This window comes from Acidothermus cellulolyticus 11B, from assembly GCF_000015025.1.
GTDB lineage: Bacteria > Actinomycetota > Actinomycetes > Acidothermales > Acidothermaceae > Acidothermus > Acidothermus cellulolyticus.
This window is the reverse complement of record NC_008578.1, coordinates 1,499,220-1,521,491: the sequence shown is the minus strand read 5'-3', so window position 1 is coordinate 1,521,491 and position 22,272 is coordinate 1,499,220. Positions and strand designations below refer to the sequence as shown.

At 65.6% G+C, this 22,272-nt stretch carries 21 protein-coding genes; 12 read left to right on the top strand and 9 right to left on the bottom strand.

The features are described from left to right. Positions 1-46: 46 nt before the first annotated feature. Positions 47-727, top strand: a complete 681-nt coding sequence (locus tag ACEL_RS07025) for a TetR/AcrR family transcriptional regulator (protein ID WP_169303197.1) — start codon at positions 47-49, stop codon at positions 725-727. Between the two features lie 406 nt (positions 728-1,133). On the opposite strand, the gene ACEL_RS07020 is transcribed toward ACEL_RS07025, so the two are convergent. Next, the gene (locus tag ACEL_RS07020) at positions 1,134-1,553 is read right to left on the bottom strand and encodes a DoxX family protein (protein WP_011720200.1); all 420 of its coding nucleotides are present in this window, start codon (positions 1,551-1,553) and stop codon (positions 1,134-1,136) included. A 499-nt stretch (positions 1,554-2,052) separates the two neighbouring features. On the opposite strand from ACEL_RS07020, the gene ACEL_RS07015 reads away from it, so the two are divergent. Further along, the gene (locus ACEL_RS07015) at positions 2,053-2,625 is read left to right on the top strand and encodes a S24 family peptidase (RefSeq protein ID WP_011720199.1); all 573 of its coding nucleotides are present in this window, start codon (positions 2,053-2,055) and stop codon (positions 2,623-2,625) included. A gap of 112 nt (positions 2,626-2,737) precedes the next feature. On the opposite strand, the gene ACEL_RS07010 is transcribed toward ACEL_RS07015, so the two are convergent. The 4 genes from ACEL_RS07010 to ACEL_RS06995 form a co-directional block, all read right to left on the bottom strand. Beyond that, entirely contained in the window at positions 2,738-3,733 is a 996-nt protein-coding gene (locus ACEL_RS07010; protein ID WP_011720198.1) for a glycoside hydrolase family protein, read from the bottom strand. 80 nt (positions 3,734-3,813) lie between these two features. Beyond that, positions 3,814-4,638 carry a carbohydrate ABC transporter permease gene (locus ACEL_RS07005; protein WP_011720197.1) on the bottom strand — a complete coding sequence of 275 codons (825 nt, stop codon included), beginning with the start codon at positions 4,636-4,638 and terminating at the stop codon, positions 3,814-3,816. Next, complete coding sequence (locus tag ACEL_RS07000) at positions 4,635-5,582, bottom strand: carbohydrate ABC transporter permease (RefSeq protein ID WP_011720196.1); 948 nt, start codon at positions 5,580-5,582, stop codon at positions 4,635-4,637. Before ACEL_RS07000 ends, ACEL_RS07005 begins: the two co-directional genes overlap by 4 nt. A gap of 39 nt (positions 5,583-5,621) precedes the next feature. Beyond that, complete coding sequence (locus ACEL_RS06995; RefSeq protein ID WP_011720195.1) at positions 5,622-7,058, bottom strand: ABC transporter substrate-binding protein; 1,437 nt, start codon at positions 7,056-7,058, stop codon at positions 5,622-5,624. Positions 7,059-7,280: 222 nt separating this feature from the next. Here ACEL_RS06995 and ACEL_RS06985 point away from each other — a divergent pair, with 222 nt between their 5' ends. The 3 genes from ACEL_RS06985 to ACEL_RS06975 all read left to right on the top strand — a co-directional run bounded on the left by ACEL_RS06985 (position 7,281) and on the right by ACEL_RS06975 (position 11,506). Beyond that, positions 7,281-8,333, top strand: coding sequence for a LacI family DNA-binding transcriptional regulator (locus ACEL_RS06985; RefSeq protein ID WP_011720194.1), 1,053 nt, complete (start codon positions 7,281-7,283; stop codon positions 8,331-8,333). A gap of 465 nt (positions 8,334-8,798) precedes the next feature. Continuing rightward, positions 8,799-10,748 (top strand): threonine--tRNA ligase, encoded by a 1,950-nt coding sequence (gene thrS / locus ACEL_RS06980; RefSeq protein WP_041835554.1) that lies wholly within the window; start codon positions 8,799-8,801, stop codon positions 10,746-10,748. A 257-nt stretch (positions 10,749-11,005) separates the two neighbouring features. Further along, the gene (locus ACEL_RS06975) at positions 11,006-11,506 is read left to right on the top strand and encodes an HIT family protein (RefSeq protein ID WP_420794987.1); all 501 of its coding nucleotides are present in this window, start codon (positions 11,006-11,008) and stop codon (positions 11,504-11,506) included. A 153-nt stretch (positions 11,507-11,659) separates the two neighbouring features. Here ACEL_RS06975 and ACEL_RS06970 read toward each other — a convergent pair whose 3' ends face one another. Further along, complete coding sequence (locus tag ACEL_RS06970) at positions 11,660-13,819, bottom strand: elongation factor G-like protein EF-G2 (RefSeq protein WP_011720191.1); 2,160 nt, start codon at positions 13,817-13,819, stop codon at positions 11,660-11,662. Positions 13,820-14,257: 438 nt separating this feature from the next. Between ACEL_RS06970 and pgsA the strand changes: the two genes are divergently transcribed. The 4 genes from pgsA to ACEL_RS06950 are packed head-to-tail and all read left to right on the top strand — an operon-like array spanning position 14,258 to position 17,771. Then, complete coding sequence (pgsA, locus tag ACEL_RS06965) at positions 14,258-15,004, top strand: phosphatidylinositol phosphate synthase (protein ID WP_011720190.1); 747 nt, start codon at positions 14,258-14,260, stop codon at positions 15,002-15,004. Then, positions 15,001-15,987: a phosphatidylinositol mannoside acyltransferase gene (locus ACEL_RS06960; protein ID WP_011720189.1), complete on the top strand. Its 987-nt coding sequence runs from the start codon at positions 15,001-15,003 to the stop codon at positions 15,985-15,987. The genes pgsA and ACEL_RS06960 overlap by 4 nt, the downstream gene beginning before the upstream one ends. Positions 15,988-15,992: 5 nt before the next feature. After that, a complete protein-coding gene (locus ACEL_RS06955) occupies positions 15,993-17,159 on the top strand; it encodes a glycosyltransferase family 4 protein (protein WP_011720188.1) in 1,167 nt (388 codons plus the stop codon). A gap of 6 nt (positions 17,160-17,165) precedes the next feature. Continuing rightward, entirely contained in the window at positions 17,166-17,771 is a 606-nt protein-coding gene (locus tag ACEL_RS06950) for a hypothetical protein (RefSeq protein ID WP_011720187.1), read from the top strand. Between the two features lie 8 nt (positions 17,772-17,779). On the opposite strand, the gene ACEL_RS06945 is transcribed toward ACEL_RS06950, so the two are convergent. The 3 genes from ACEL_RS06945 to ACEL_RS12130 form a co-directional block, all read right to left on the bottom strand. Next, a complete protein-coding gene (locus ACEL_RS06945) occupies positions 17,780-18,424 on the bottom strand; it encodes a hypothetical protein (protein WP_011720186.1) in 645 nt (214 codons plus the stop codon). Positions 18,425-18,495: 71 nt separating this feature from the next. Continuing rightward, entirely contained in the window at positions 18,496-19,173 is a 678-nt protein-coding gene (locus ACEL_RS06940) for an SMI1/KNR4 family protein (RefSeq protein WP_011720185.1), read from the bottom strand. 28 nt (positions 19,174-19,201) lie between these two features. Continuing rightward, complete coding sequence (locus ACEL_RS12130) at positions 19,202-19,624, bottom strand: hypothetical protein (protein WP_148204563.1); 423 nt, start codon at positions 19,622-19,624, stop codon at positions 19,202-19,204. 274 nt (positions 19,625-19,898) lie between these two features. Here ACEL_RS12130 and pdxS point away from each other — a divergent pair, with 274 nt between their 5' ends. The 3 genes from pdxS to ACEL_RS06925 are packed head-to-tail and all read left to right on the top strand — an operon-like array spanning position 19,899 to position 22,258. Beyond that, positions 19,899-20,825 (top strand): pyridoxal 5'-phosphate synthase lyase subunit PdxS, encoded by a 927-nt coding sequence (gene pdxS / locus ACEL_RS06935; protein WP_041835549.1) that lies wholly within the window; start codon positions 19,899-19,901, stop codon positions 20,823-20,825. 11 nt (positions 20,826-20,836) lie between these two features. Continuing rightward, positions 20,837-21,460, top strand: a complete 624-nt coding sequence (gene pdxT, locus ACEL_RS06930; protein WP_011720182.1) for a pyridoxal 5'-phosphate synthase glutaminase subunit PdxT — start codon at positions 20,837-20,839, stop codon at positions 21,458-21,460. Positions 21,461-21,511: 51 nt separating this feature from the next. After that, positions 21,512-22,258 (top strand): YebC/PmpR family DNA-binding transcriptional regulator, encoded by a 747-nt coding sequence (locus ACEL_RS06925; protein WP_011720181.1) that lies wholly within the window; start codon positions 21,512-21,514, stop codon positions 22,256-22,258. Positions 22,259-22,272: the final 14 nt, after the last annotated feature.

Below are 22,272 nucleotides of genomic sequence, written 5' to 3'. Positions count from 1 at the left end.
CAGGGCCAAACCATCGATGATGGAAGAGCGACAGGAGGTGGGCACTGTGGTTCGCGGCAGAAAAACACCGGACCGTGCGCAGTCCGCAGCGGCAGGCGGGCCGCTTCCTGGTCCGCGAGCCACGCCAGGCGTCATCGATGCCGGTGCGAAGCTGCCCAGAACCCAGCTGCTGATCCTGCAAGCTGCCCGGCATCGGTTCGCCCTTGACGGCTACACCCGCGCATCGTTGCGTGCTATTGCCGCGGATGCCGGTGTCGATCAGCGAATGATCGCCCACTATTTTGGATCGAAGCAGGGTCTGTTTCTTGCCGCGGTCGGATTACCGGTGCATCCCGCCGAGGTGCTGCGTGAGGTGCTGGCCGGTCCGCGGCGGGCTGCCCGTCAGCGCATTCGGGAGGTGTTGACGAGAGTATTGGCGGAGCCGACGATATACGAGCGCATGGTCGGTGTCATGCGGGCGGCCGCCGGTGATCCGGCGATTGCCCCGATGATGCGCGATTTTCTGCGCAACGAGGTTGTCGCGCCGCTTACCCGGCTCCTCGATGCCCCGGACGCGGCGCTGCGCATCACCCTCGTCGGGTCGCATTTTCTCGGCCTTGTTTTTGCCCGGTTCATTGTCGCGGTTGAGCCGTTGGCGAGTGCACCGCCTGCTGACGTCGCTGCTCTGGTCGCGCCGACGTTTGAGCGCTACCTCTTTGGTGGCGTCACTGCTTCGGCGGGAACATAGGTGCCGGCACCGCTGCCGAGTCGGCGTCGGCAGGCGGTGGCGTATCGCCTATCGCCGCATGTCTGTGGCCTCCGCGCATCGCCGGTCGCTGTGCGTCCCGTGGAAGATTGCGCATTATCGGCAGTCGCGCATCCGTCGGCGTATATTCTTGGCCGCCGCGCGTCCCTGTGGGGGACTGCACGTCACCGGCCGTCACACCTCGGTGAGGACTGCGCATGACGGTCGCCACCCGTGTGGAGTCGGCGTCATGAGAAATTCGCGAAATTGACGCGGGCGACGCCGAACGCTGCGGGTCTGTAATTGACCGGGCGGATGGAAGGATCGGTGACATGGGCACTGTTCCGAGGCGCAGGCTGTGCTGCGCCTCGGAACCGGAAGGATTGGAGGCCTGGACGGGGGTCCGGCGTCAGTTGATGTGAAACAGCGGACCCGTAATGGTCAGGCCGAGACTCGACCCGGCGTGAGAGAAAAAGGCGAAGAGGGCGAGGCTTGCGCCGAGGAGGGCGACGTCCTTGGAGAATTGCACCTGCTCCATCGCACGCGCCTGCGGGTCCTTCTCGCGCCAGAAAGCGTGCATGAGGAACGCGGCCGATACCAAGAAGGCGGCCAGGAGAAGTGAACCGAGGTCTGCGTAAATCCCCAGCGCAACCATCAGTCCGCCGGCGAGAATGACAATTCCGGAACCGGCGACCGCGAGTTTCGGTGCGGGGAGCCCCCGGCTCTTTGCGTAGCCCGACATCATGGACAAGCGGGTGAGATGATTCAAACCGGACATGACGAAGAGAATGGCGAAGAGAATTCGTCCGGCGAGGACGACTCCATCCATAGAGACCTCCTTTCTCGAAGGCACCACCGTGCGGCGGACGCGCGGTTCTCCGCACTCCGCGCGGCGCGGGAGGTTTGGGTGTGCTCCGTGCCGCGCGACGTTCGTGTAACCGAGTCCCTACCGCCGTGTGATCGTTTAGCTCAATTGATCGTAACGAGAAGGCCGCGGGCGGTATTCCATCCGACACAACGGTCTCGGAGGTGCTCCTCCGAGCGTCCGGGGTCCGGGCCGGCCTGCGCTGGCCGGTTAACCCACTCGGGCTACCCCGCTCCAACTATCCCGCTCAGCCCTGGCCCTTCCGCCCGCCCCGCCCTGGCTTGCCCTGCTCGACCAGCTGCCGAGCCCGCTGGCCGGGACTGCGCCTGCTGGCCAGCACCCGGGCGCGTCCCTCGGACACCGCCCGGCCGGGTACGCGCCCGCCGAAGGGCCACCAGCCCCCGGCCATCGTCCGCCCGCGCCGACTACCGAAGGGCCACCGGCCGCTGACCAGCGTCCGCCCGTGCCGACTACCGAAGGGCCGCCGTCCGTCGTCCAGCCGGTGGTTCCGGCGGCACCGCGCACAGAGCCCTTCGCACCGACGCCGGAGTTGAAAGTCCTGCCGGCACCTCCACCGGGTCAACGGTTTCGCCCGTACGTCCCCATTTACGATCTCGCCGCAGCAGCGGGCGGGTTCAGCGGAACCCAGATCCCGGAACCGCTGGGCTGGGCAAAGGCACCGCGTTACCGGGCCGTCGATCCGTTCATGTTCATCGCGCGGGTCGTCGGCCGCTCCATGGAGCCGCTCATTCCAGACGGTGCATGGTGCCTCTTCCGCCGCGCCCAACCAGGCAGCCGAAACAACAAGATCGTGCTGGTGCAGTGCCGCGACTTCACCGATCCGGAGACCGGCGGCTCGTACACCGTCAAGCGGTACCGGAGCGAAAAAGCCCGCACCTGGGACGGCTCCTGGCGGCACACCGTGATCCGGCTGGAGCCGATCAATCCGGAGTTCCCGCCGATCGTCTTCCGCAGCGGCGCAGACATTCACGTGGTCGCCGAATTGTTACAGGTGCTCACCCCGGAGGACTACTAGCCCGCGGCGGCAATGGCGTTCCGGGGGTGCTGGGTAGAGCCTCCGTGAGGAGCATTTGCGGCGATTGATGGACGGCGTCGCGCTTGGCGCAGAGTGCGGCTCCGTGCCGACCTCAATCCTGTCCGTCGTGGTGCACCCAACCCCGCGGACGTTCGACCGCTATTCGCGACGACGCCGTCTGGCCGACACGCAGCGGATCAATGAGCTCGCCGTGAAACTCCCGGCTGTCATCACCGCGAAACGCAAAATACCACCACTGATCTCCTGCGTGTAAAAGTTTTCCCGCATACAAGGGGCCGAGCGGATTGTTAGCCGGAACGAGCGGTCCCTCGAAGCACGTGTACGGTCCACGAAAATCGCTGGCGTACGCGACGAATGTACCGGTCTGGGCGACCTCTCGCATTTCAGCGCGGCGTTTGCGAGAGTGATCTTCCGCGAGACAGGAGACGAGCAGCGCGTACGTATCGTGGTAATACACCAGCTGCGGCACTTCCGCCTGGGCGAATTCACCGGGCTGAGTGAGCGGTGGGAGTACCGTCCAGTTCACCAAATCGGCGGACTGTGCGTGGCCGACCACCCCGGCCTCGTCGGGCGGACCGTAGGGAACCCGCGCGGTAACCAGCAGGTGGAAGCTGTCGTCCTCCCGCACGTAGAAGACCCACGGATCACGCCAGGACTGGTCCCGCCAGCGGGATAAGTCAAGAAGCTCGTACCATCTCGGGTCAGCCTCAAGCACCGGATTTGCTGGATGCTTCCGCCACGCTATCAAGTCTTGCGAAACGGCGAGCCCAATCCGCTGCACGCGACCCTGGTCACGACTGCTGATGCCGGTGTAGAACATGTACCAGGTGTCACCACGTCGAATGACGCTTCCCGTCCATACGGCCAGGTCGTCCCAGCTGCCGGGAGTGCCGGGCAGCACCGCGTCAGGTAGAACTGACCACGTCCGAAGATCCGTCGACACCGCATGACCGATGGATGCATGCCGATGACGCAAATTCGGCGAGCCGAGAGAACGTGGCGCCTGAAGATAGAAGACGTGATATTCATCACCGTCGACGGCAAACCAGAAATCCCATACCCACTTGTCTTCCAGTCGTAGCGTCATGAGCCGCCGCCGTCACTCACAGCGGGTGACCCGACGGTATTGACCGCAGAGCGGATCGCCAACGTGTCGCCATGCATGTGCTAGCCCTTCACCGATCCTTGCAGCAGAGCAACGACAAAGTTTCTCTGGAATATGAGGAATACGATGAGCATGGGTGTAAGAATAAACAGCGCACCGGCAGCGAGCAGTGGAATATTTGTTCCCCACTGGCCTTGGAATGCGCCGAGCGCACCCGCCATCGTGCGCTTCTTCGGATCGTCCACCAGGACGATCGCCAACAAGAACTGATTCCACGTCCAAATTGTCAGGAGAATGCCGAGTGCCGTCACGGCGGGACGGGCGAGCGGCAGATGTATCCGCCAGAAGAGCTGCCACGTCGTGGCGCCGTCGATGCGGGCGGCTTCGGACAACTCGTTGGGCATCGCCAGGAAGTGCGCGCGCATCCAGTAGACGGCGAACGGCATGTAGAGGCCGATAAGCGGCAGGATAATAGCAAACCGGGTGTTCAAGAGGTGAAAATCGCGGATCTCGTAATACAGCGGGACGATGACGCCCTCCAACGGGAGGGTCAGCCCGGCAAGAAAGACCGCGAACGCCGCGCGCCCGCCTCGCGGCCGCAGATGGCCTAACGCGAAACCGGCGAGTGTGGCAAGCACGATCGCGACTGGTACGACGCCGAGCACAATGCTTGTACTGGAGAGGAAAATCGCCCCCATGTCGGCGGCATGGAACGCGTCGACGAAGTTGTGCCATTGCGGATGCTTCGGCCAGCTGAGCCCCGTGGGGTACGTGCCTGACGTGTGCAGTGCAGTGGTGAAGAGGCTGGCGAAGGGTAGCAAGGTGACCACGAAGACAGCAGCGAGTAAGACGCTGCTGATGAGGGTTTCCTGACGTCTCTCCGTCATTCGTCGCCACTCCGTCGCGACAGCGATTGCACCGGCATAATGCAGAGGATCACGATGACCATCAGAACGAGAGCCAACGCAGACGCAAGCCCGACTTGCCGATTGAAGAATGCCAATTGGTAAACCTTTAAGCCCGGGACCATGGTCGCGTTACCTGGTCCGCCTTGCGTGGTGATGTAGACGATGTCAAACGCGGAGAGTGCCGAAATCATCGTCACCGTGACGCAGACGGCAATCTCATTGCGCATGCTGGGAAGTGTGACGGCGAAGAACTCGCGTATGCGTCCGGCTCCGTCAAGTACGGCGGCTTCATAGAGACTCGCGTCAATCTTCCCCATTCCCACGGACAATAGGACGGTGCAGAGTCCGAGCAAGACCCATGCGCCGATCAGCCCGACCGAGGGCAGCGCCGTCGTGAAGTCGCCGAGCCAGGCACGGGTGATGTGCCGAAGGCCGATTGCCTGCAGCACTTGGTTGACCACGCCGGACGACGAGAGGACCCAGCTCCACGCAATGCCGGCCGCTACCAGCGGCACGATCTGAGGCAAGATGAGGACTGCGCGTGCAACCGATGTCACTCTTCTTGACGTCACCCGTTGCATGATGGCGGCGAGAACGAGCCCGAGCCCGACGGGGATGACGGTGAAGAAGAGAATCAGCTCGGCGACATGCACGAGCGTGGACGTCAGTTGTGGATCGGTGAATACGGCCCGAAAGTTGCGGAGCCCAGCCCATTGCGGCTTGTCAACGCCGTCCCATGAATAGAAGGAGTAACGGATGGTTTGAAGGATGGGCCACAGGACGAAGATTCCATACACACTGAGCGCCGGAATGAGGAAAAGCCAGCCGAGATGTGACGGCCGGTGGCGGGCCCTCGTGGTGAGGGCCCGCCGTGGGGCGCTATCGGTGGCGGTGTTGACCGCTTGGATCATCGTACGGTTCACGGAGCATCCCCTTTGTGGCTGCTGACACTTCCGGGTCAGCTATGCACCACTCTTGATCTCCTGTTCATAGGCGGCTTGGACCTTCTGCAATACACCCTCAGGACTCTCTTGTCCGGCGAACAGTTTCTGAACCTCGGGTGTCCACGCCTGCGCATAGATCGCTCCGGTCGCGTTGGCAATGAAGTCCATAGCCGTGTTCTCCTGAGCGATGATCTTCCCTGCCGCCAGTGTCTGTGCGACGAGAGTTCCTTCTTTGACCGGGATCGGCAGATTCGGCGGACCACCGGGATTGGACCCGCCGACCTCGACGTTCATCTGACGAGCGTCGGGGTTGGTCGCGACCCAGTTGAAGAAGAAGGCAGCGCAATCCGCATGCTTGGCGGTCGCAGCAATTCCGTAGGTCAGGGGTGCGGACATGGCTGCGTACTTGTCGCCTTCCTTCAGCGGCGGCATGAGGAAGAAGCCGACCTGGCCGGGCATGAGTTTGTCGAGATTTCCTGATTCCCAGTCACCGTCAAACATGAACACACCTTCGCCGTGTTCGAACTTACTCATCATCTTCGCGTAGTCGGTGGCGTTGGCGTCGCTGTTGAAGTAGCCGTTGTCGATCCATTGCTTGAGGTGCTTGACTGCTTCGAGATTGGACGGCGTGTCAATCGTGGCACCGGGCTTCTGGAAGATCCAGTTATTGATGGCGTCTGTCGGACCGTAGTCGGCCATGAGTTGCTGCAGCGGAAAGAGCAGACCACCCGTCGCGCCCCCGTTGAACTGGACGATCGGCGTGAGGCCCGCCGCCTTCGCCTTGGCGAGGAGCGCATCGAATTCGGCGAGCGTCTTCGGCGGGCTGGTCATTCCGATCTTCGCGGCCAGCGTCTTGTTGTAGAAGACACCGGTCAGGCTGTAGTTGAGGCCCATCGCCCACAGAGAGCCGCTTCCTCTGGGGTGACCGCTCGGCGGCATCCGCAGTTGCGCTAACTGCGCCGACGGGAAGGAGCTCCATCCGTACGCGTCATAGTAGGAGTCGAGGTTCTTGAGAAGATGATCGTGGACAAGGCCGCTCAACTGTGGCAGACGCATGATGTCCGGCGGATTCGGCCCGGAGAGCACGAGCGGTGCATTCTGGGTGAGGACCGCGAATTGGTCTTGCCGGATGTTCCACGTCACATTCGGGTACTGCTTGGTGAATAGGTGCATGAGGTCGATAACGTCGGGGAAGCCCGTTTCGACGTACGCCTGCATGGTTACCGGCTTGGTGCCGCATGCCTGCTCTTCGGTTGGCGGCCCGCCCGACGCCGTGATACTGGAGCTTTGCGACGGCGATGTCGTCGGTGGGTTTGTTGACGGTGACGACGAAGTCTTTGTCCCGCTGCTACAGCCGGCAATCGTGAGAGCCAGTGCCAGGGCAACACCCGTCACCTGACCTGCGCGTCGCCAACCGCGGCGCGGGTTCACCTCGCGGTTAGTGTCGACTATCATGTCGTGCCTCCTCAATTGAGGGCGCGGCCGTGCCACCGCGCGCCTGGGAACGCAACGAGCGAGGGTCTCCTCACCGGTCGTGGACGGTGCAATCAACGTAAGCCGATCGCTACTCCGTCCAGCTAAAGCGTATTAGCACGGTCAGATGGCATTCTCCATGAGGCTGCTGAACCTGTCAAGCCCTACTGGGTAACGTTTCATCGCGTTACACTGCGGATCACCATGGCAAAGAAGCGGGTTACCCTCGCGGACGTCGCACGTCTTGCCGGTGTTTCGCAGACGGCTGCGTCCTTCGTCCTCTCGGGGCGCCGAGAAGACATGCGAATCTCGGCGGACGTCGAGGCGCGGGTGCTCCATGCCGTGCGTGTCTTGGACTACCGGCCGAACGCCGTCTCCCGGAGTCTGCGCACGGGGACGACGCATACGATCGGATTGGTCTCGGATACGATCTCCACGGCGCCGTTCGCGGGCCACTTGATCTGGGGTGCCTTGGACGCTGCTCGCGAGCATGGCTATTTACTCTTTATCGCTGAATCCGAGGGAGATCCTGAATTAGAGCAAGAGCTGGTCCAGGCGATGGTCGACCGGCAGGTCGATGGAATTGTCCTCGCCTCCATGTACACGCGTGCCCTGCTCCCCCCGAAGTCGCTTGGCGAGCGGCCCTCGATTCTGCTCAACGCGGTACCGGCCCGTCCTAAGCCGATCGTTTCCGTCGTACCAGACGAGATCGAAGGGGGTCGCACGGCGGCGCGCGCCTTGCTCGAGGCGGGACATCGTGAGGGCATCGGACTTATCGGAGTGGGACCTGGACGGACCCGCACCGATAGTCTCGCGGCCATTGAACGTTTTCAGGGCATCGAAGAAGTCTTCACGGCAGAGGGAATCGACATCGCTGCTGCCGTAGGCTGCGACGACTGGCAACCACATCACGGTTGGGAAGCGACCCACCGGCTGCTCAGAGAGGTGCGGGAGCTCTCCGCACTCATCTGCTTCAATGACCGCTTGGCCCTCGGTGCCTACCAAGCACTGGCCGACGCCGGCCTCCGGGTGCCCGACGACGTATCAGTCGTCTCCTTCGATGACGATATCTATGCGACGTGGGTTCGGCCGCCGCTGACGACCGTCGCTCTTCCGCACTATGAGCTGGGCCGAACCGCCGTCGAACTTTTGCTCAAAGAGATACGCGGAGAGCGTCGGCCGGCGCCAGGGCGTTACCGCATCCGCATGCCGCTTCGCGAGCGCGGATCGATTCGCCCGCGATTCCACCCGGCGTGAAGCCGTCTTGCGGCGTCGCGGTTGACCACGATCACCGTGGACGACCAACGTCTGTGGCATTGTCGGCATATTCGCGACAGGTGTCAGCTCCACCCGTCGGAGGACTGCAGCTTAGCGTTCGCCAACCGGACGGACCCAGCTTCCAGCCCGGGCCAGCACGCAGCCCGCGACGTGGGGCGTGCCTTGACCTAGCCCGCCGCCTTGTCGCGTGCCCCGATCCAGCCCGCAGCCGTAGCGCGCGCCCCGACCGAGCCCACCGCCGTGCCGCGCGGCCCACGCCGGGTGTCATGGCCCGGTCCGGCGGCGCACTAGCATCGGCACGGCAGGCAGCGAACGACGATCCCGCGAGGAGCGCCCGTGACCGAACCGAACCCCGAGCCGAACCACGCGTCGGACTCCGCACTCGCCGGCACCGAACGCGCCCCCGGGCGATCCGCGCCCGCCGGTGAGCCCGCGACACTCCGGGTGCGGGTCGGTGGTGAACCGCGCGAGGTACCGGTCGGCGCCACCGCGGCCACCCTCTTCGACGACCGGGCCGTGATCGCCGTCCGGATCAACGGGGTGCTCCGCGACCTTGCCACCGTGCTCGCCGACGGTGACGAGGTGGAACCGGTCCGGATCGACACGCCCGACGGGCGGAGCATCCTCCGCCACTCCACCGCGCACGTCCTCGCTCAAGCGGTGCAGGCGCTCTTCCCCGGCACCCGGCTCGGCATCGGTCCGCCGATCGAGAACGGCTTCTACTACGACTTCGACACCGCTCAGCCGTTCACCCCCGACGACCTGCGGCGGATCGAACAGCGGATGCGGGACATCATCCGGGAAGGCCAGATTTTCCGCCGGCGGGTCGTCACCGACGAGCAAGCCCGCACCGAGCTCGCCGGCGAACCGTACAAACTCGAGCTCATTTCGGTGAAATCCGCCGCCGCGGACACCGAAGGCGCCGGTGCGGAAATCGGCGGGGAAGAACTCACCATTTACGACAACCTCCGTCCCGACGGCAGCCTTGCCTGGAAAGACCTCTGCCGCGGCCCGCACCTGCCCAGCACCCGGCACATCCCTGCCTTTACCCTCACCCGCACAGCTGCTGCTTACTGGCGGGGCCGGGAAACTAACCCGCAGTTGCAGCGGATTTACGGCACCGCCTGGGAATCTCGCGACGCGCTGCAGAAATACCTCGACCTGCTCCGCGAAGCTGAACGACGCGACCACCGGCGGCTCGGCGTCGAACTCGACCTGTTCAGTTTTCCCGACGAAATCGGCTCCGGCCTCGCCGTCTTCCACCCCAAAGGCGGCATCATCCGCCGGGAAATGGAGAATTACTCTCGGTTGCAGCACGAAAAGGCCGGTTATCTGTTCGTCAATACGCCGCACATCACCAAGCACGATCTCTTCGCCACCTCCGGGCATCTGCAGTCTTTCGCCGAAGGAATGTTCCCGCCCTTCGAGCTTGACGGCGGGGTCACCTACTACCTCAAACCGATGAACTGCCCGATGCACATTCTTATTTACCGGTCCCGCGGCCGCTCGTACCGCGAATTGCCGATGCGGCTCTTCGAATTCGGCACGGTGTACCGGTATGAGAAATCCGGTGTCGTCCACGGCCTCACCCGGGCCCGGGGCTTCACCCAGGACGACGCCCACATTTTCTGCACCCGCGAGCAGATGGGCGCCGAACTCCGCGACCTCCTCCGCTTCGTCCTCGACCTGCTCCGCGACTACGGGCTCACCGACTTCTACCTCGAGCTCTCCACCCGCGACGACTCCCCGAAATTCGTCGGTGACCCGGCCGATTGGGCGCAAGCCACCGAAGCACTGGAAGCCGCGGCACGGGACTCCGGCCTCGAGCTCGTCCCCGACCCAGGCGGTGCGGCATACTACGGGCCGAAAATCTCCGTGCAGGCCCGGGACGCCATCGGCCGAAGCTGGCAGATCTCCACGATCCAGCTGGATTTCAACCTGCCGAAGCGTTTCGACCTGGAATACCAGGCCGCCGACGGCACCCGGCAACGGCCGGTCATGATTCACCGTGCGCTCTTCGGTTCCATCGAGCGGTTCTTCGGCGTCCTGCTCGAACACTACGCCGGAGCGTTCCCACCGTGGCTCGCCCCGGTGCAGGCCGTCGGGATCCCGGTGAGCGACGCGCACGTGCCGTATTTGCGGGACACCGTCGGTGCGTCCCTTCGCGCCGCCGGCATCCGCTACGAGGTCGACGACTCCGATGACCGGATGCAGAAGAAGATTCGCAACGCCGCCAAGCAGAAAATCCCGTACCTGCTTATTGCCGGCGACGACGACATCGCCCGCCACGCCGTTTCCTTCCGATACCGCGATGGATCCCAGAAGAACGGCGTGCCGATTGCTGACGCCGTCGCCGAAATCCGCGATGCCATCGACCGGCGCATTCAGGTGTGACCCCCATGACCAGCGACGACACCATCCGTCCGCACACGTCGGCTGCCACCGCTGGGAATTCGCCCGGCGCGGCACGCCAACCCGGTGATGCCGGGCTGGACAGCGGGTCGCGGATCCGCGCCGGTACGGGTGGAGATACCGCGGAACAACCCACCGCCGATCTGGGTGCGGCCGCGGCAGATACGGCGGAGCAGCCAACCGCCGATCCGGGTCACGACACCGGGGTAGGGGTCGGCGTCCCGGACGGGTTCACCCGCATTTGGACGCCGCACCGCCTGCCGTACATCCGCGGGGAGGCAAAACCGGCCGGTGACCCTAATGATCCGTCGGTCTGCCCGTTCTGCGTGGCGGTCAATCAGCCGGACGACGAGGCCCTCGTGGTCGCCCGCGGAACACTCGTCTACGCTGTCCTCAACCTTTTTCCCTACAACGCCGGACACCTGCTCGTCGTCCCCTACCGGCACATTCCCGACCTCACCGACCTGCGCGCCGACGAAGCGGCAGAATTCATGGCGTTCACCCAGCGGGCCGTCCGGGTGCTGCGGGTTGCGTCGAATCCGCACGGCTTCAACATTGGCATCAACCTCGGGCCGGTCGCCGGCGCTGGGATCGCCGCGCATCTCCACCAGCACATCGTTCCGCGGTGGGGCGGGGATACGAATTTCATGCCGGTGATCGGGCGGACCCGGGTTCTGCCGCAACTTCTCCGCGACACCAGGGAATTGTTGGCCAAAACCTGGGCGGAAACCTCGGCGTGACCGGCCCGCCGGCCGCCCTTCGGCGCGCGTTTCGGCGCGCGCCAGCGTCCAGCCGTGTCGGCGTCTTGGCCGTGCCGGTGTTCGGCCGCGGCAGCGTCCCAGCCGCGGCAGCGTTCGCGCCGGCGTCCCGACGACCCTTCCGGCACGAGCCTGTTACTCCTCCTTGTATTCGGCGATGACCTTCTGTGCGAGGTGAGCCGGCATCGGCTCGTAACGCAGCCGTTTGCGGGTGAACGTCCCGGTGCCGTGGGAAAGGGACCGCAAATCCACCGCGTACCTAGTGATTTCAATTTCCGGCACTTCCGCCTTGACCAGCGTGCGGCCCTGCCCGACGGGTTCGGTTCCGGTAACCCGGCCCCGTCGTCCGGAGAGGTCGCTCATCACCGCGCCGACGTACTCATCGCTCACCAGGACGCCGACCTCATCGACCGGTTCCAGAATGAGCATCTGCGCCGATTTCGCCGCCTCTTTGAGCGCAAGCGCCCCGGCAAGTTGAAACGCAATATCCGACGAGTCCACCGGATGCGTCTTGCCGTCGACCAAGGTCACCCGAATATCCACCACCGGATACCCGGCGACGACGCCTTTCTCCATCTGGGCGCGAATGCCCTTCTCCACCGACGGGATGAACTGTTTCGGAATGACACCGCCGACAATTCTGTCGACGAATTCGAAACCGCTCCCTTCGGGCAGCGGTTCCACTTCGATGTCGCAAATTCCATACTGGCCGTGACCGCCGGACTGTTTGACGTGGCGGCCGTGACCCGTCGCCTTGGTGGCGAACGTTTCCCGGAGCGGTACCCGCAGCGGCACGGTCTCCACTTCCACCCCGTACCGGCTCTTCAACCGGTCGAGGACGACGTCCGCGTGCGCCTCGCCCATGCACCAGAGCACCAACTGGTGGGTCTCGGCGTTCATTTCGATCCGCAAGGTCGGATCCTCGGCGGCCAGCCGGTTGATGCTCTGGGAGAGCTTGTCCTCGTCCGACTTGGATTTCGCATGAATCGCCACCGGCAGGAGCGGCTCCGGCATTTCCCACGGGCTCATCAGCAGGGGAGTGTCTTTGTCGGAGAGGGTGTCGCCGGTCTCCGCACGGCTCAATTTCGCGATGGCGACAATGTCCCCTGCAATGCCGTGGGGAATCGGCCGCATCGTCTTGCCGAGCGGGCAGCTCAGTGCGCCGATCCGTTCATCGACATCGTGGTCCTCGTGTCCGCGGTCCACCATGCCGTGGCCGGAAACGTGCACGGTGGTGTCCGGGCGAAGCGTCCCGGAGAAAATCCGCACCAACGAAATGCGTCCCACGTAAGGGTCGGACGTGGTCTTGACGACCTCAGCGGCGAGGGGTCCTTTCGGATCGCAGGACAATTCCCGCTGCGGACCGCCGTACAAGCTCATCACCGGCGGAATCGGCCGCTCAACCGGAGATGGAAAAGCCCGGGTGATGAGTTCGAGAATCTCCACGGTACCTAAACCGCTCGGCGCGCATGCGCCGAGCACGGGATAAAACGACCCGCGGGCCACGGCCTTTTCCAGGTCCGCAATGACCGTCTTTTCGTCGATCTCCTCGCCGGCCAAATAGCGGTCCATCAGGGTTTCGTCTTCACTCTCCGAAATAATGCCCTCGATCAGACTGTTGCGCACCGCTTCGGCCGCGCGCCATTGCTCGTCGGCGGCCGGCCGCACCTCACGGCGTCCCTCGCGATATTCGGCGACCTGCCCGGACAGCAGACCCAGGAGACCGGACGGCGGCGCGTCCGGAGCCGGCCGCACAGGTACGTACAGCGGCGCCACTCCATTGCCGAACGCGCGTTGACATTCAGCGACCACCTCGTCGAAATTCCCCCGCTGCGAATCCAGTTTGGTGACGACGACGGCCCGCGGCATGCCCACCCGGCCGCACTCCTCCCAGAGCATCCGGGTCGAGCCGTCGATGCCGTCCGCCGCCGACGTGACGAACAGTGCGGCGTCCGCGGCCCGGAGCCCCGCCCGCAAATCCCCGACAAAATCCGCGTATCCCGGCGCGTCCAGAAGATTGACCTTGACGCCGTCGAATTCCAGCGGCGCGAGCGCCAGTGAAATCGACCGCTGTTGACGAATTTCCGCCTCATCAAAATCCGTCACCGTGGTGCCGTCCTCCACCCGCCCCATCCGGTTGATGACACCGGCGGCGAGGAGCAACGCCTCCACCAACGTTGTCTTGCCAGCTCCGGAATGGCCGACCAACACCACATTGCGAATCCGCTCGGGTTGGTCGACCACCGGTACTCTGCCGGCGGCCGCCGCAGATCCGCTCGACGCCTTGTCTGCCATGGGATCCTCCTTCGCACGTGGGAGACTCTTCGACTCTGCTCCTCGCGGGTCGCCGCCGACAAGCACTTCGCCGAAGACGTCGCCGGCCGGCGTGGCTGGGGCGCCGCGGCGGGGGAGGGGCGCGGGCAGCGACGGCGCGGCGTGCGGGGGGAGGGGCGCTGCAGCGGCCGGGGCGGGCAGTGGCGGAGGCGGGCGCTGCAGGCGCGGCTGGGGCTCGGGGGGCCGGAGGCGGGCGCTGCGGGCGCGGCTGGGGCGCGGGGGCCGCGGGCAGCGACGGCCGCGGCGTGCGGAGGCGGGCGCTGCGGGCGCGGCCGGCGTACTATCCACCGGTCCGCTTCGCCGTATCCACCGGCTGGCGCCAAGACGCGGTTCGCCGGCCTGGCCGACCGATACCATGAGCAGCGTCCATCCGACCGGAGTCGACCACCGAGGAGCGCCATGCTGAAGCGCGTACGTGTTCCGCTTCAGCGGTTCCTCGCCCCGATCGGCACGGCGCTCGCCGCGCGCGGCGTCAACCCCAATGTGATCACTGTTGTTGGCACGGCCGCGGTCACCGCGGTGGCGCTCATCTTGTATCCGCGCGGCCAGCTCTTCTGGGGTTCCCTGATCATCGGAGCGTTGGTCTGCTTCGACATGCTCGACGGAGCCCTTGCTCGGGCCGCTGGCCGCACCGGACCGTGGGGGGCCTTCCTCGACTCCACGATGGACCGCATCGCCGATGCGGCGATCTTCACTGGGTTGACGTGGTGGTTCGCCCACGGCGGTCGGCAGCCGGTGCTCGCCGGCCTTACCCTCTTCTGCCTGGTCACCGCGATGCTCATCTCGTACGAACGCGCCCGCGCCGAGGGGCTCGGCCTGCGCGGCGACGTCGGAATCGCCGAGCGTACCGAACGGCTCATCGTCGTCCTCGTAGCTACGGGCGTCAGTGGCTTGGGAGTGCCGTACGTCGCGGCGATCGGGCTCTGGTTGCTGGCCGTCGCGAGCGCCGTCACCGTCGTCCAGCGGTTCGTCGCGGTGTACCGGCAGACTCGGGCTTCCCTCGGAACGCCCGCCGGGGTCGCAGCGCCCGCCGGGGTCGCAGCCCCCGCCGGCCCGCCACCCGCCGACCGGGCGACCCCTGTCGGAGCCGCCTCCGAGCCGGCCGTTCGTGCCTCGCCGCACCGACTCCGACTCTTCGTCCGATGACCATGACTCACGGCAACCAGCCGACCTCCCGCGATCCCGGTCCGAAGCGGCGCTCCCTGCTGCAGCGCCTACGCCGCCGGGCCTGGTACGGCCTGCTCGCGGCGGCAACCCGTGCCGCCGAGACCCTGCCTGAACCGGTTGTCCGTGCCGTTTTCTTCGGGCTCGCCGATCTGCTCTGGTGGCGGCGCACGCCAGGGGTCGGTCAACTCGAACGAAACCTCGCCCGGGTAGTGGGCCCGGACGCCGACCTGCGCACCCTCACGCGGGACGCACTCCGCTCCTACGCCCGGTACTGGGTGGAGTTCTTCCGGCTGCCCAAACTCGGTCGGCGCATCGACGACGGCATGGATGTCGAAGGCTTCGAGCACATCGAGGCGGCCGCACAAGCCGGCCGCGGCGTCATCCTCGCCCTGCCGCATCTCGGCAATTGGGATCACGCCGGGGCGTGGCTTGCCCGGCACGGCTACCCGTTCACCACGGTTGCCGAACGGCTCAGACCCGACCGCCTCTTCCGGCGCTTCGTCGCCGTCCGGCAACGCCTCGGCATGGAAGTGCTCGGCCTCGACGGGGACCGATCCACCTTCACCACGCTGGTGCGCCGCCTGCGTGCCGGCGGTGTCGTCTGCCTGGTGGCCGACCGCGACCTTGCTGGTGACGGCGTCCCGGTGAAATTCTTCGGCGAGGAGACGACGTTGCCGCCCGGTCCGGCTGCCCTTGCCGTCACCACCGGCGCTGCGCTCCTGCCGGTGGAACTCTGGTTCACTCGCCGAGGGGAGAACGGTCGGCGCATCGACGGCTGGGGCGCTCGGGTCCTCCCGCCGCTCGACGTCCCACCCCCAGCCCCGGACACCGACCGGGCCGAGCGGATCGCCACCCTCACCCAGCAGCTCGCCGATGCGTTTGCCGCGGCGATTGCCGCCCACCCGCAGGATTGGCACATGATGCAGCCGCTGTGGACCGCCGACCGCGAACCGAGGAGGTGACCGGGATGCGGGTCGGCCTGGTCTGCCCCTACACCTGGGATGTGCCTGGCGGGGTCCAAGGACACGTACGCGATCTTGCCGAGACCCTCCTCGAGTTCGGCCACGACGTCTCGGTGATCACACCGGCGGACGACGACGACACGCTGCCGACGTACGCCGTCCCTGCCGGTCGCGCGGTGCCGGTTCCGTACAACGGGTCGATCGCGCGGCTCTGCTTCGGTGTTCTGTCCGCCAGCCGGGTCCGCCGCTGGCTCCGCGACGGCGGATTCGACGTCGTCCACGTGCACGAACCGGCCGCGCCCAGCCTTGGTCTCCTCGCCTGCTGGGCCGCCGACGGTCCGCTGGTCGGCACCTTCCACACGTCCATCAGCCGATCCCGGGCTATGGTCGCCGCGTACCCGATCCTGCAGACCGCGTTGGAGAAAATCCACGGACGGGTTGCCGTCTCGGAAGCAGCCCGCCGCACCTTGGTCGAGCACCTCGGCGGCGACGCCGTTCTCATTCCCAACGGGGTGCGGGTCGACCGGTTCGCGGACGCCGAGCCGCTCGACGGTTGGCCCGGCGACGGCGGGGCCATCGGCTTCGTCGGCCGGATCGACGAACCCCGCAAGGGACTCGCCGTGCTCCTCGACGCCTTCCACCGGCTTGCCCGGAGCCGTCCCGGCCTCCGGCTGCTGATCGCCGGGCCGGGGGACGGCGATCAGCTCCGGCGATCCCTCGACACCGACGTGCGCGACCGGGTCACGTTCCTGGGCCGGGTGAGCGAGGACGACAAGGCGCGGATTCTCCGGTCGGTCGACGTTTACGTCGCGCCCAACACCGGCGGGGAGAGCTTCGGGGTGGTGCTCCTCGAAGCCATGGCCGCCGGGACGCCGGTCGTTGCCAGCGACCTTGCCGCATTCCGGGCCGTCCTGGACGACGGTCACGCCGGCCGGCTCTTTCCGGTTGGTGACGCCGCCGCGCTCGCCGCCGTGCTGTCTGATTTGCTGAGCGATCCGGCGCAACGGGTCAGCCTCGCCCTCGCCGGCCGGGAGCGGGTCCGCCGCTACGACTGGACGGTCGTCGCCCGGGAAATCCTTCGGGTCTACGAAACGGTAGCGATCACCCCTGCGGCGGTTGTACGCCGCGGCCCGCTGCTGGCTGCCGAGGCCGGTGGCGGGCTCGACGGGTAGCCGGCCATGCCGTGGTGGTTCTGGGCGGTCATCGCCGGGATCGTCGTCCTCGCCTACGTAACCGCGACAGCGGGCCGGCTGGACCGGCTGCACGGCCGGGTCGAAACCGCCCGCGCGATCCTGGACTCCCACCTGCTGCGCCGCTCGGCGGTCGTCCTTGAGCTTGCCGCCTCCGGACTGCTTGACCCCGCCACCAGCCTGCTCCTTGCCACCGCCGCCCATCGGGCGCGCACCGCCGACGACCCCGACCGTGAAGCGGAAGAGAGCGCCCTGTCGGTGGCGCTCCGGGCGGCGTTCGACGAGGAAGGCGGGGAAGGCGACGTCCTCGACACCCTGGCCTCCGATCCGTCCGCCCGGCCGCTCATCGAAGAACTCGAAGCCGCCGCCACGAAAATCCCGCTGGCCCGGCGGTTCCACAACGACGCCGTCCGCGCCACTCTCGCCGTACGGCGGCACCGGTTGGTCCGCCTCCTCCGCCTGGCCCGCCGTCCGGAACCCGCCTTCTTCGAAATCGACGACGAACCCCCGGCTGCGCTCCTGCGGTTCGCCGAACGGCAGCGGGGGATTCGCGACACCGGTCCGTCTCCCGGGAAATCCCCGACGGGGCGGTGAGGGCGTTGTCAGGTGGACCGTCGGGGTGTGGTGCACGCGGCGAGTTGTGCTACGGCGCGGAGTCCTGAAGGAATCTTATCGGGGTGGAGGCTCCAGCCGTGTGCGTCGGGATCGTAGCTCCAGTAGCCGATGTCAAGGAGCTGATTCCACGTCTGAACAACGTCGAGGAGAGAGGGGCCGATGAGCTGTGGCCGCCCAGTTCTGGAAAAAAGGTACACGGGACTCGCAGCTTGCGGGGTGACGTCGCAGTCGAGAACAACGGCATGGATGACGTCGTGTCGTTCACCGTACACAGCACCGAGTGGAAACCAGGATCGGCGATATCGGTCACCGTCGCTAGGTATGTTACTGTCCGGGTCACCGTGCTTATTGAGGAGGCATAAGAGGTATGTCGATACGCTGTGACCAAAGATTTCTATTTCCCCGAAGCCGGGGATGTATTCGCGTGCTTCGGTGGAGAAAGTGTTGCTCCACGCGTAGAAGGCACGAAGTTCGTCCGGAACGGTGAGGTGGAGATGGCGGAAGACGCGATCAATGACATCGTGGGCAAATGAACTTTTCCACCACCTGAGCGGCAGCTTCAGGGTAGCGATGCGTTCGGCGAAGCCGTTGAGCTCAGCCGTCAATGCTGGTATGTCGGCGAACTGCGTCACCGTGCTCCTCTCGCTGTCATTTGACCTGAGGCTGTTTCGCAACGGTTCTCCCCGTGGATCCGCAGCGCTTCTCAGTCGACAAGGCCGGAAATGCGCAACTCGACGGGGATCTCACTGAACCGGTCGAGCCATTCACACGTATAAGGGTCATATACGAAGTAACCCTCGTCGAACATGCGGTTCCACAATCGGACGACGCTCAGTAAAGATGTCGCGGCACAGTGGGTCACGTCGTCGTGACAGTAAACGTAAATGTGACTCGCCTGGCCGGGAGGAACATTACATTCGACCAGGAGCGCTCGACCATCCGAGTAACTGATAGGAAACCAGGTAGACAACATGTGATCGGGATCACCAAGATCTCCTGTCTCCTCAGAGAAGGTGACAAGATCCAGGTAGTTGAGAACGGCGCTGCGAAGACGATCGAAAATCCAGAGTCCGGGCATGTCTGGATCTTCAGGTTCGTCGAAGTCAACGATCGTCCCGTCATGCCACTGGTACAGGACGCGGAGCTCGTCGGGAAGCGTGAGTCCAAGCCAAGAAAATGTGGCTTGGAGCTCCTCTTCTGGCGCTCCGGGGCGCAGTAGTCGTCCCAGCGGTGCGCGCTGGATGCGCAGCCGATTCTCTAGTCCGACGAGCTCTGCGGCGAGTGCAGTCGGATCCGCAGTTTCCACGGATTGCCGCCGCTGCTCTTCTTTGCGCACCCACTCGTGAATTTCACGGGATGATGGAAGTACGGATTCGTTCATTCGGTATCTTCCTCAACACGTGCTGCCATCAGCTGGCGAGGGGTGTTCCGCTGGTGTTCATTGGTGTACAGATGTGTGTGGAATTCTCCAGCACCATTGGGACAACCACGAACCGCTGAACACCGGAGCCCGGAAAGTCCGTGACTGTTGGCGTGGAGACCGCCATTCGGCACGCCGGGTCGTACTGCATCTTCTTGAGAGCTCGTCCTTCAGCTCGGTTGTCCCTACTTGAGATTTCCTTTAGCGTTGGCACACCAAAGAAAAACGGTGGTCCTACGTACTGCACCGGGACGGTGAGCTCAGCTGCTGGCCACCAGGTATTCATGCTCTCCGTTCCATTCACCAGTCCGGGAGAGCCGTCGGCGTGCGCGGGTACCCCGCTCGCGAAAATTGTTCCCGCGCACACAAGGAGAGCGAAGCCGCTGTAACTCATGCGCCGCCAGATTGACACGACGCGCACCCTCCTTGTGGTTGATCTTCACGAACGATCACAGAGGGTAACCTCGCCGTGATCCCGTGTCAAGATTCAGAACTGAGGGCGGCACACACGTGACCGAGGTCGCCGCTCGCAACACCTCCATACCTGTCCATCGGACCGCCCTAGACTCAAGGCAAGACCGCCATCCACGGCGCTACCTGCGCCCGCAGTGATCAAACCGAATTCGGCGGCAAAGGAGATTTCCGTGCCTCAGACGACGTCGCAAGACCCCGAACTCCGCTACCGCATCGGCGACACCCCGCGCGGTGCATCGGCCGGGGCGGAGGCCCAACCGCAGGTCGGCACGGTCCGGGTCAAGCGGGGAATGGCGGAGATGCTCAAGGGCGGTGTGATCATGGATGTGGTCACGCCGGAGCAGGCGAAGATTGCCGAGGACGCCGGCGCGGTCGCGGTGATGGCCCTCGAGCGCGTGCCGGCGGACATCCGCGCCCAGGGCGGCGTCGCCCGGATGAGCGACCCCGAACTCATCGAGCAGATCATGAACGCGGTGTCGATCCCCGTGATGGCCAAGGTCCGGATCGGCCACTTCGTCGAAGCCCAGATCCTGCAGGCTCTCGGCGTCGACTACATCGACGAATCCGAGGTGCTCACCCCCGCCGACTACACCCACCACATCGACAAGTGGCAGTTCACCGTGCCGTTCGTCTGCGGCGCCACCAACCTCGGCGAAGCCCTCCGCCGGATTACCGAAGGCGCAGCGATGATCCGCTCCAAGGGCGAGGCAGGCACCGGGGACGTCTCCAACGCGGTCACCCACATGCGGGCGATCCGCGACGAGATTCGTCGGCTCACCAGCCTGCCGGACGACGAACTGTACGCCGCCGCCAAGGAACTGCAGGCCCCGTACGAGCTGGTCCGCGAAGTCGCCCGCACCGGCCGGCTCCCCGTCGTCCTGTTCACCGCCGGCGGAATCGCCACGCCCGCGGATGCGGCGCTGATGATGCAGCTCGGCGCGGACGGCGTCTTCGTCGGCTCCGGCATCTTCAAATCCGGCGATCCCGCCAAGCGCGCCGCGGCCATCGTCAAAGCGACCACGTTCTACGACGACCCCGACGTCCTCGCCAAGGTCTCCCGCGGCCTCGGCGAACCGATGGTCGGGATTTCCGCCGAGAGCCTGCCTGCCGAGCGCCGCCTCGCCGGCCGCGGGTGGTGACCGGACCGGCCGTGACCATCCCATCGAACCGGCCTCGGGTCGGCGTTCTCGCTTTGCAGGGCGACGTCCGCGAACACCTCGCCGCACTCGGCGACGCCGGAGCGGACGCCGTGCCGGTGCGGCGTGCCGACGAGCTCGCGACGGTCGACGCCCTCGTCATCCCAGGCGGCGAATCCACCACGATGGACAAACTCGCGCGGGCGTTCGGCCTCTGGGAACCGCTGCGAGCCCGGCTGGCGGCAGGGATGCCGGCTTTCGGCTCCTGCGCAGGGATGATCATGCTTGCGGCGCGGGTTGTCGACGCCGCTCCCGGCCAGGAGACCCTCGGGGTCCTGGACATCACCGTGCGACGCAACGCCTTCGGCCGCCAAGTCGACTCCTTCGAAGCCGACATCCCGCTGACCGGTCTGGACGGCGGCCCGCTGCGCGCTGTCTTCATCCGGGCGCCCTGGGTGGAGGAGACCGGCCCGGACGTCGAGGTCCTCGGGCGTGTGCCGTCCGGCCGGCACGCGGGTAGGATCGTCGCCGTCCGGCAAGGCGCTGTGCTGGCCACCGCCTTCCACCCGGAGCTCACTGCTGATCGGCGGTTGCACGCCTTCTTCGTCGCGATGGTCGCTGCGCAGGCTCGGGTGTGATCGGGCACGACAGGGCGCCCCGCTGCCGGGCGGAGAGGAAGGGGACAGGCGATGAGCGGGCACTCGAAATGGGCCACCACCAAGCACAAGAAGGCGGTCATCGACGCCAGGCGGGGCAAGCTCTTCGCCAAATTGATCAAGAATATTGAGGTGGCGGCACGGGTCGGCGGACCCGATCCCAACGGCAACCCAACACTGGCCGACGCCATCGCCAAGGCCAGAGATCAATCGGTGCCGAATGACAACATCGAACGCGCGATCCGCCGGGGCGCCGGTCTCGAAGCCGGCGGCACCGACTGGGAGCCGATCATCTACGAAGGGTACGGCCCGGGCGGCGTCGCCCTGCTCATCGAATGCCTCACCGACAACCGCAACCGGGCGGCGTCCGAAGTGCGCACGACGATGACCCGCAACGGCGGGAGCATGGCCGACCCCGGATCCGTGGCCTACCTGTTCAACCGGAAAGGGATCGTTATCGTCCCGAAGGAGGGTCGCAGCGAGGACGACGTCCTGGCGGCGGTTCTCGACGCCGGGGCGGAGGAGGTGAACGACCTCGGCGAGTCCTTCGAGGTCGTGAGCGAACCCGGCGATCTCACCCGGGTGCGGGACGCGCTCTCGGCCGCCGGAATCCGCTACGAATCAGCGGACGTCGCGTGGCAGCCGACGGTGAACGTGCCGCTCGATGACGACACCGCCCGCAAGGTGCTCCGGCTCATCGAAGCGTTGGAAGACTGCGACGACGTGCAGGCGGTCTGGGCCAACTTCGACATTTCCGACGCCGTGCTCGCCGAGGTCTGAGGCGCCGCTGGTCG

What these genes read in the sequence shown, in the direction of transcription:
- ACEL_RS06995 (WP_011720195.1), bottom strand. Translation starts at nt 7,058, where the DNA reads ATGATAGTCGACACTAACCGCGAGGTGAACCCGCGCCGCGGTTGGCGA.
- ACEL_RS06970 (WP_011720191.1), bottom strand. Translation starts at nt 13,819, where the DNA reads ATGGCAGACAAGGCGTCGAGCGGATCTGCGGCGGCCGCCGGCAGAGTA.
- ACEL_RS07005 (WP_011720197.1), bottom strand. Translation starts at nt 4,638, where the DNA reads ATGACGGAGAGACGTCAGGAAACCCTCATCAGCAGCGTCTTACTCGCT.
- ACEL_RS07010 (WP_011720198.1), bottom strand. Translation starts at nt 3,733, where the DNA reads ATGACGCTACGACTGGAAGACAAGTGGGTATGGGATTTCTGGTTTGCC.
- ACEL_RS06940 (WP_011720185.1), bottom strand. Translation starts at nt 19,173, where the DNA reads ATGAACGAATCCGTACTTCCATCATCCCGTGAAATTCACGAGTGGGTG.
- ACEL_RS06950 (WP_011720187.1), top strand. Translation starts at nt 17,166, where the DNA reads ATGCCGTGGTGGTTCTGGGCGGTCATCGCCGGGATCGTCGTCCTCGCC.
- pgsA (WP_011720190.1), top strand. Translation starts at nt 14,258, where the DNA reads ATGCTGAAGCGCGTACGTGTTCCGCTTCAGCGGTTCCTCGCCCCGATC.
- ACEL_RS07020 (WP_011720200.1), bottom strand. Translation starts at nt 1,553, where the DNA reads ATGGATGGAGTCGTCCTCGCCGGACGAATTCTCTTCGCCATTCTCTTC.
- ACEL_RS06960 (WP_011720189.1), top strand. Translation starts at nt 15,001, where the DNA reads ATGACCATGACTCACGGCAACCAGCCGACCTCCCGCGATCCCGGTCCG.
- ACEL_RS06985 (WP_011720194.1), top strand. Translation starts at nt 7,281, where the DNA reads ATGGCAAAGAAGCGGGTTACCCTCGCGGACGTCGCACGTCTTGCCGGT.
- ACEL_RS06955 (WP_011720188.1), top strand. Translation starts at nt 15,993, where the DNA reads ATGCGGGTCGGCCTGGTCTGCCCCTACACCTGGGATGTGCCTGGCGGG.
- ACEL_RS06925 (WP_011720181.1), top strand. Translation starts at nt 21,512, where the DNA reads ATGAGCGGGCACTCGAAATGGGCCACCACCAAGCACAAGAAGGCGGTC.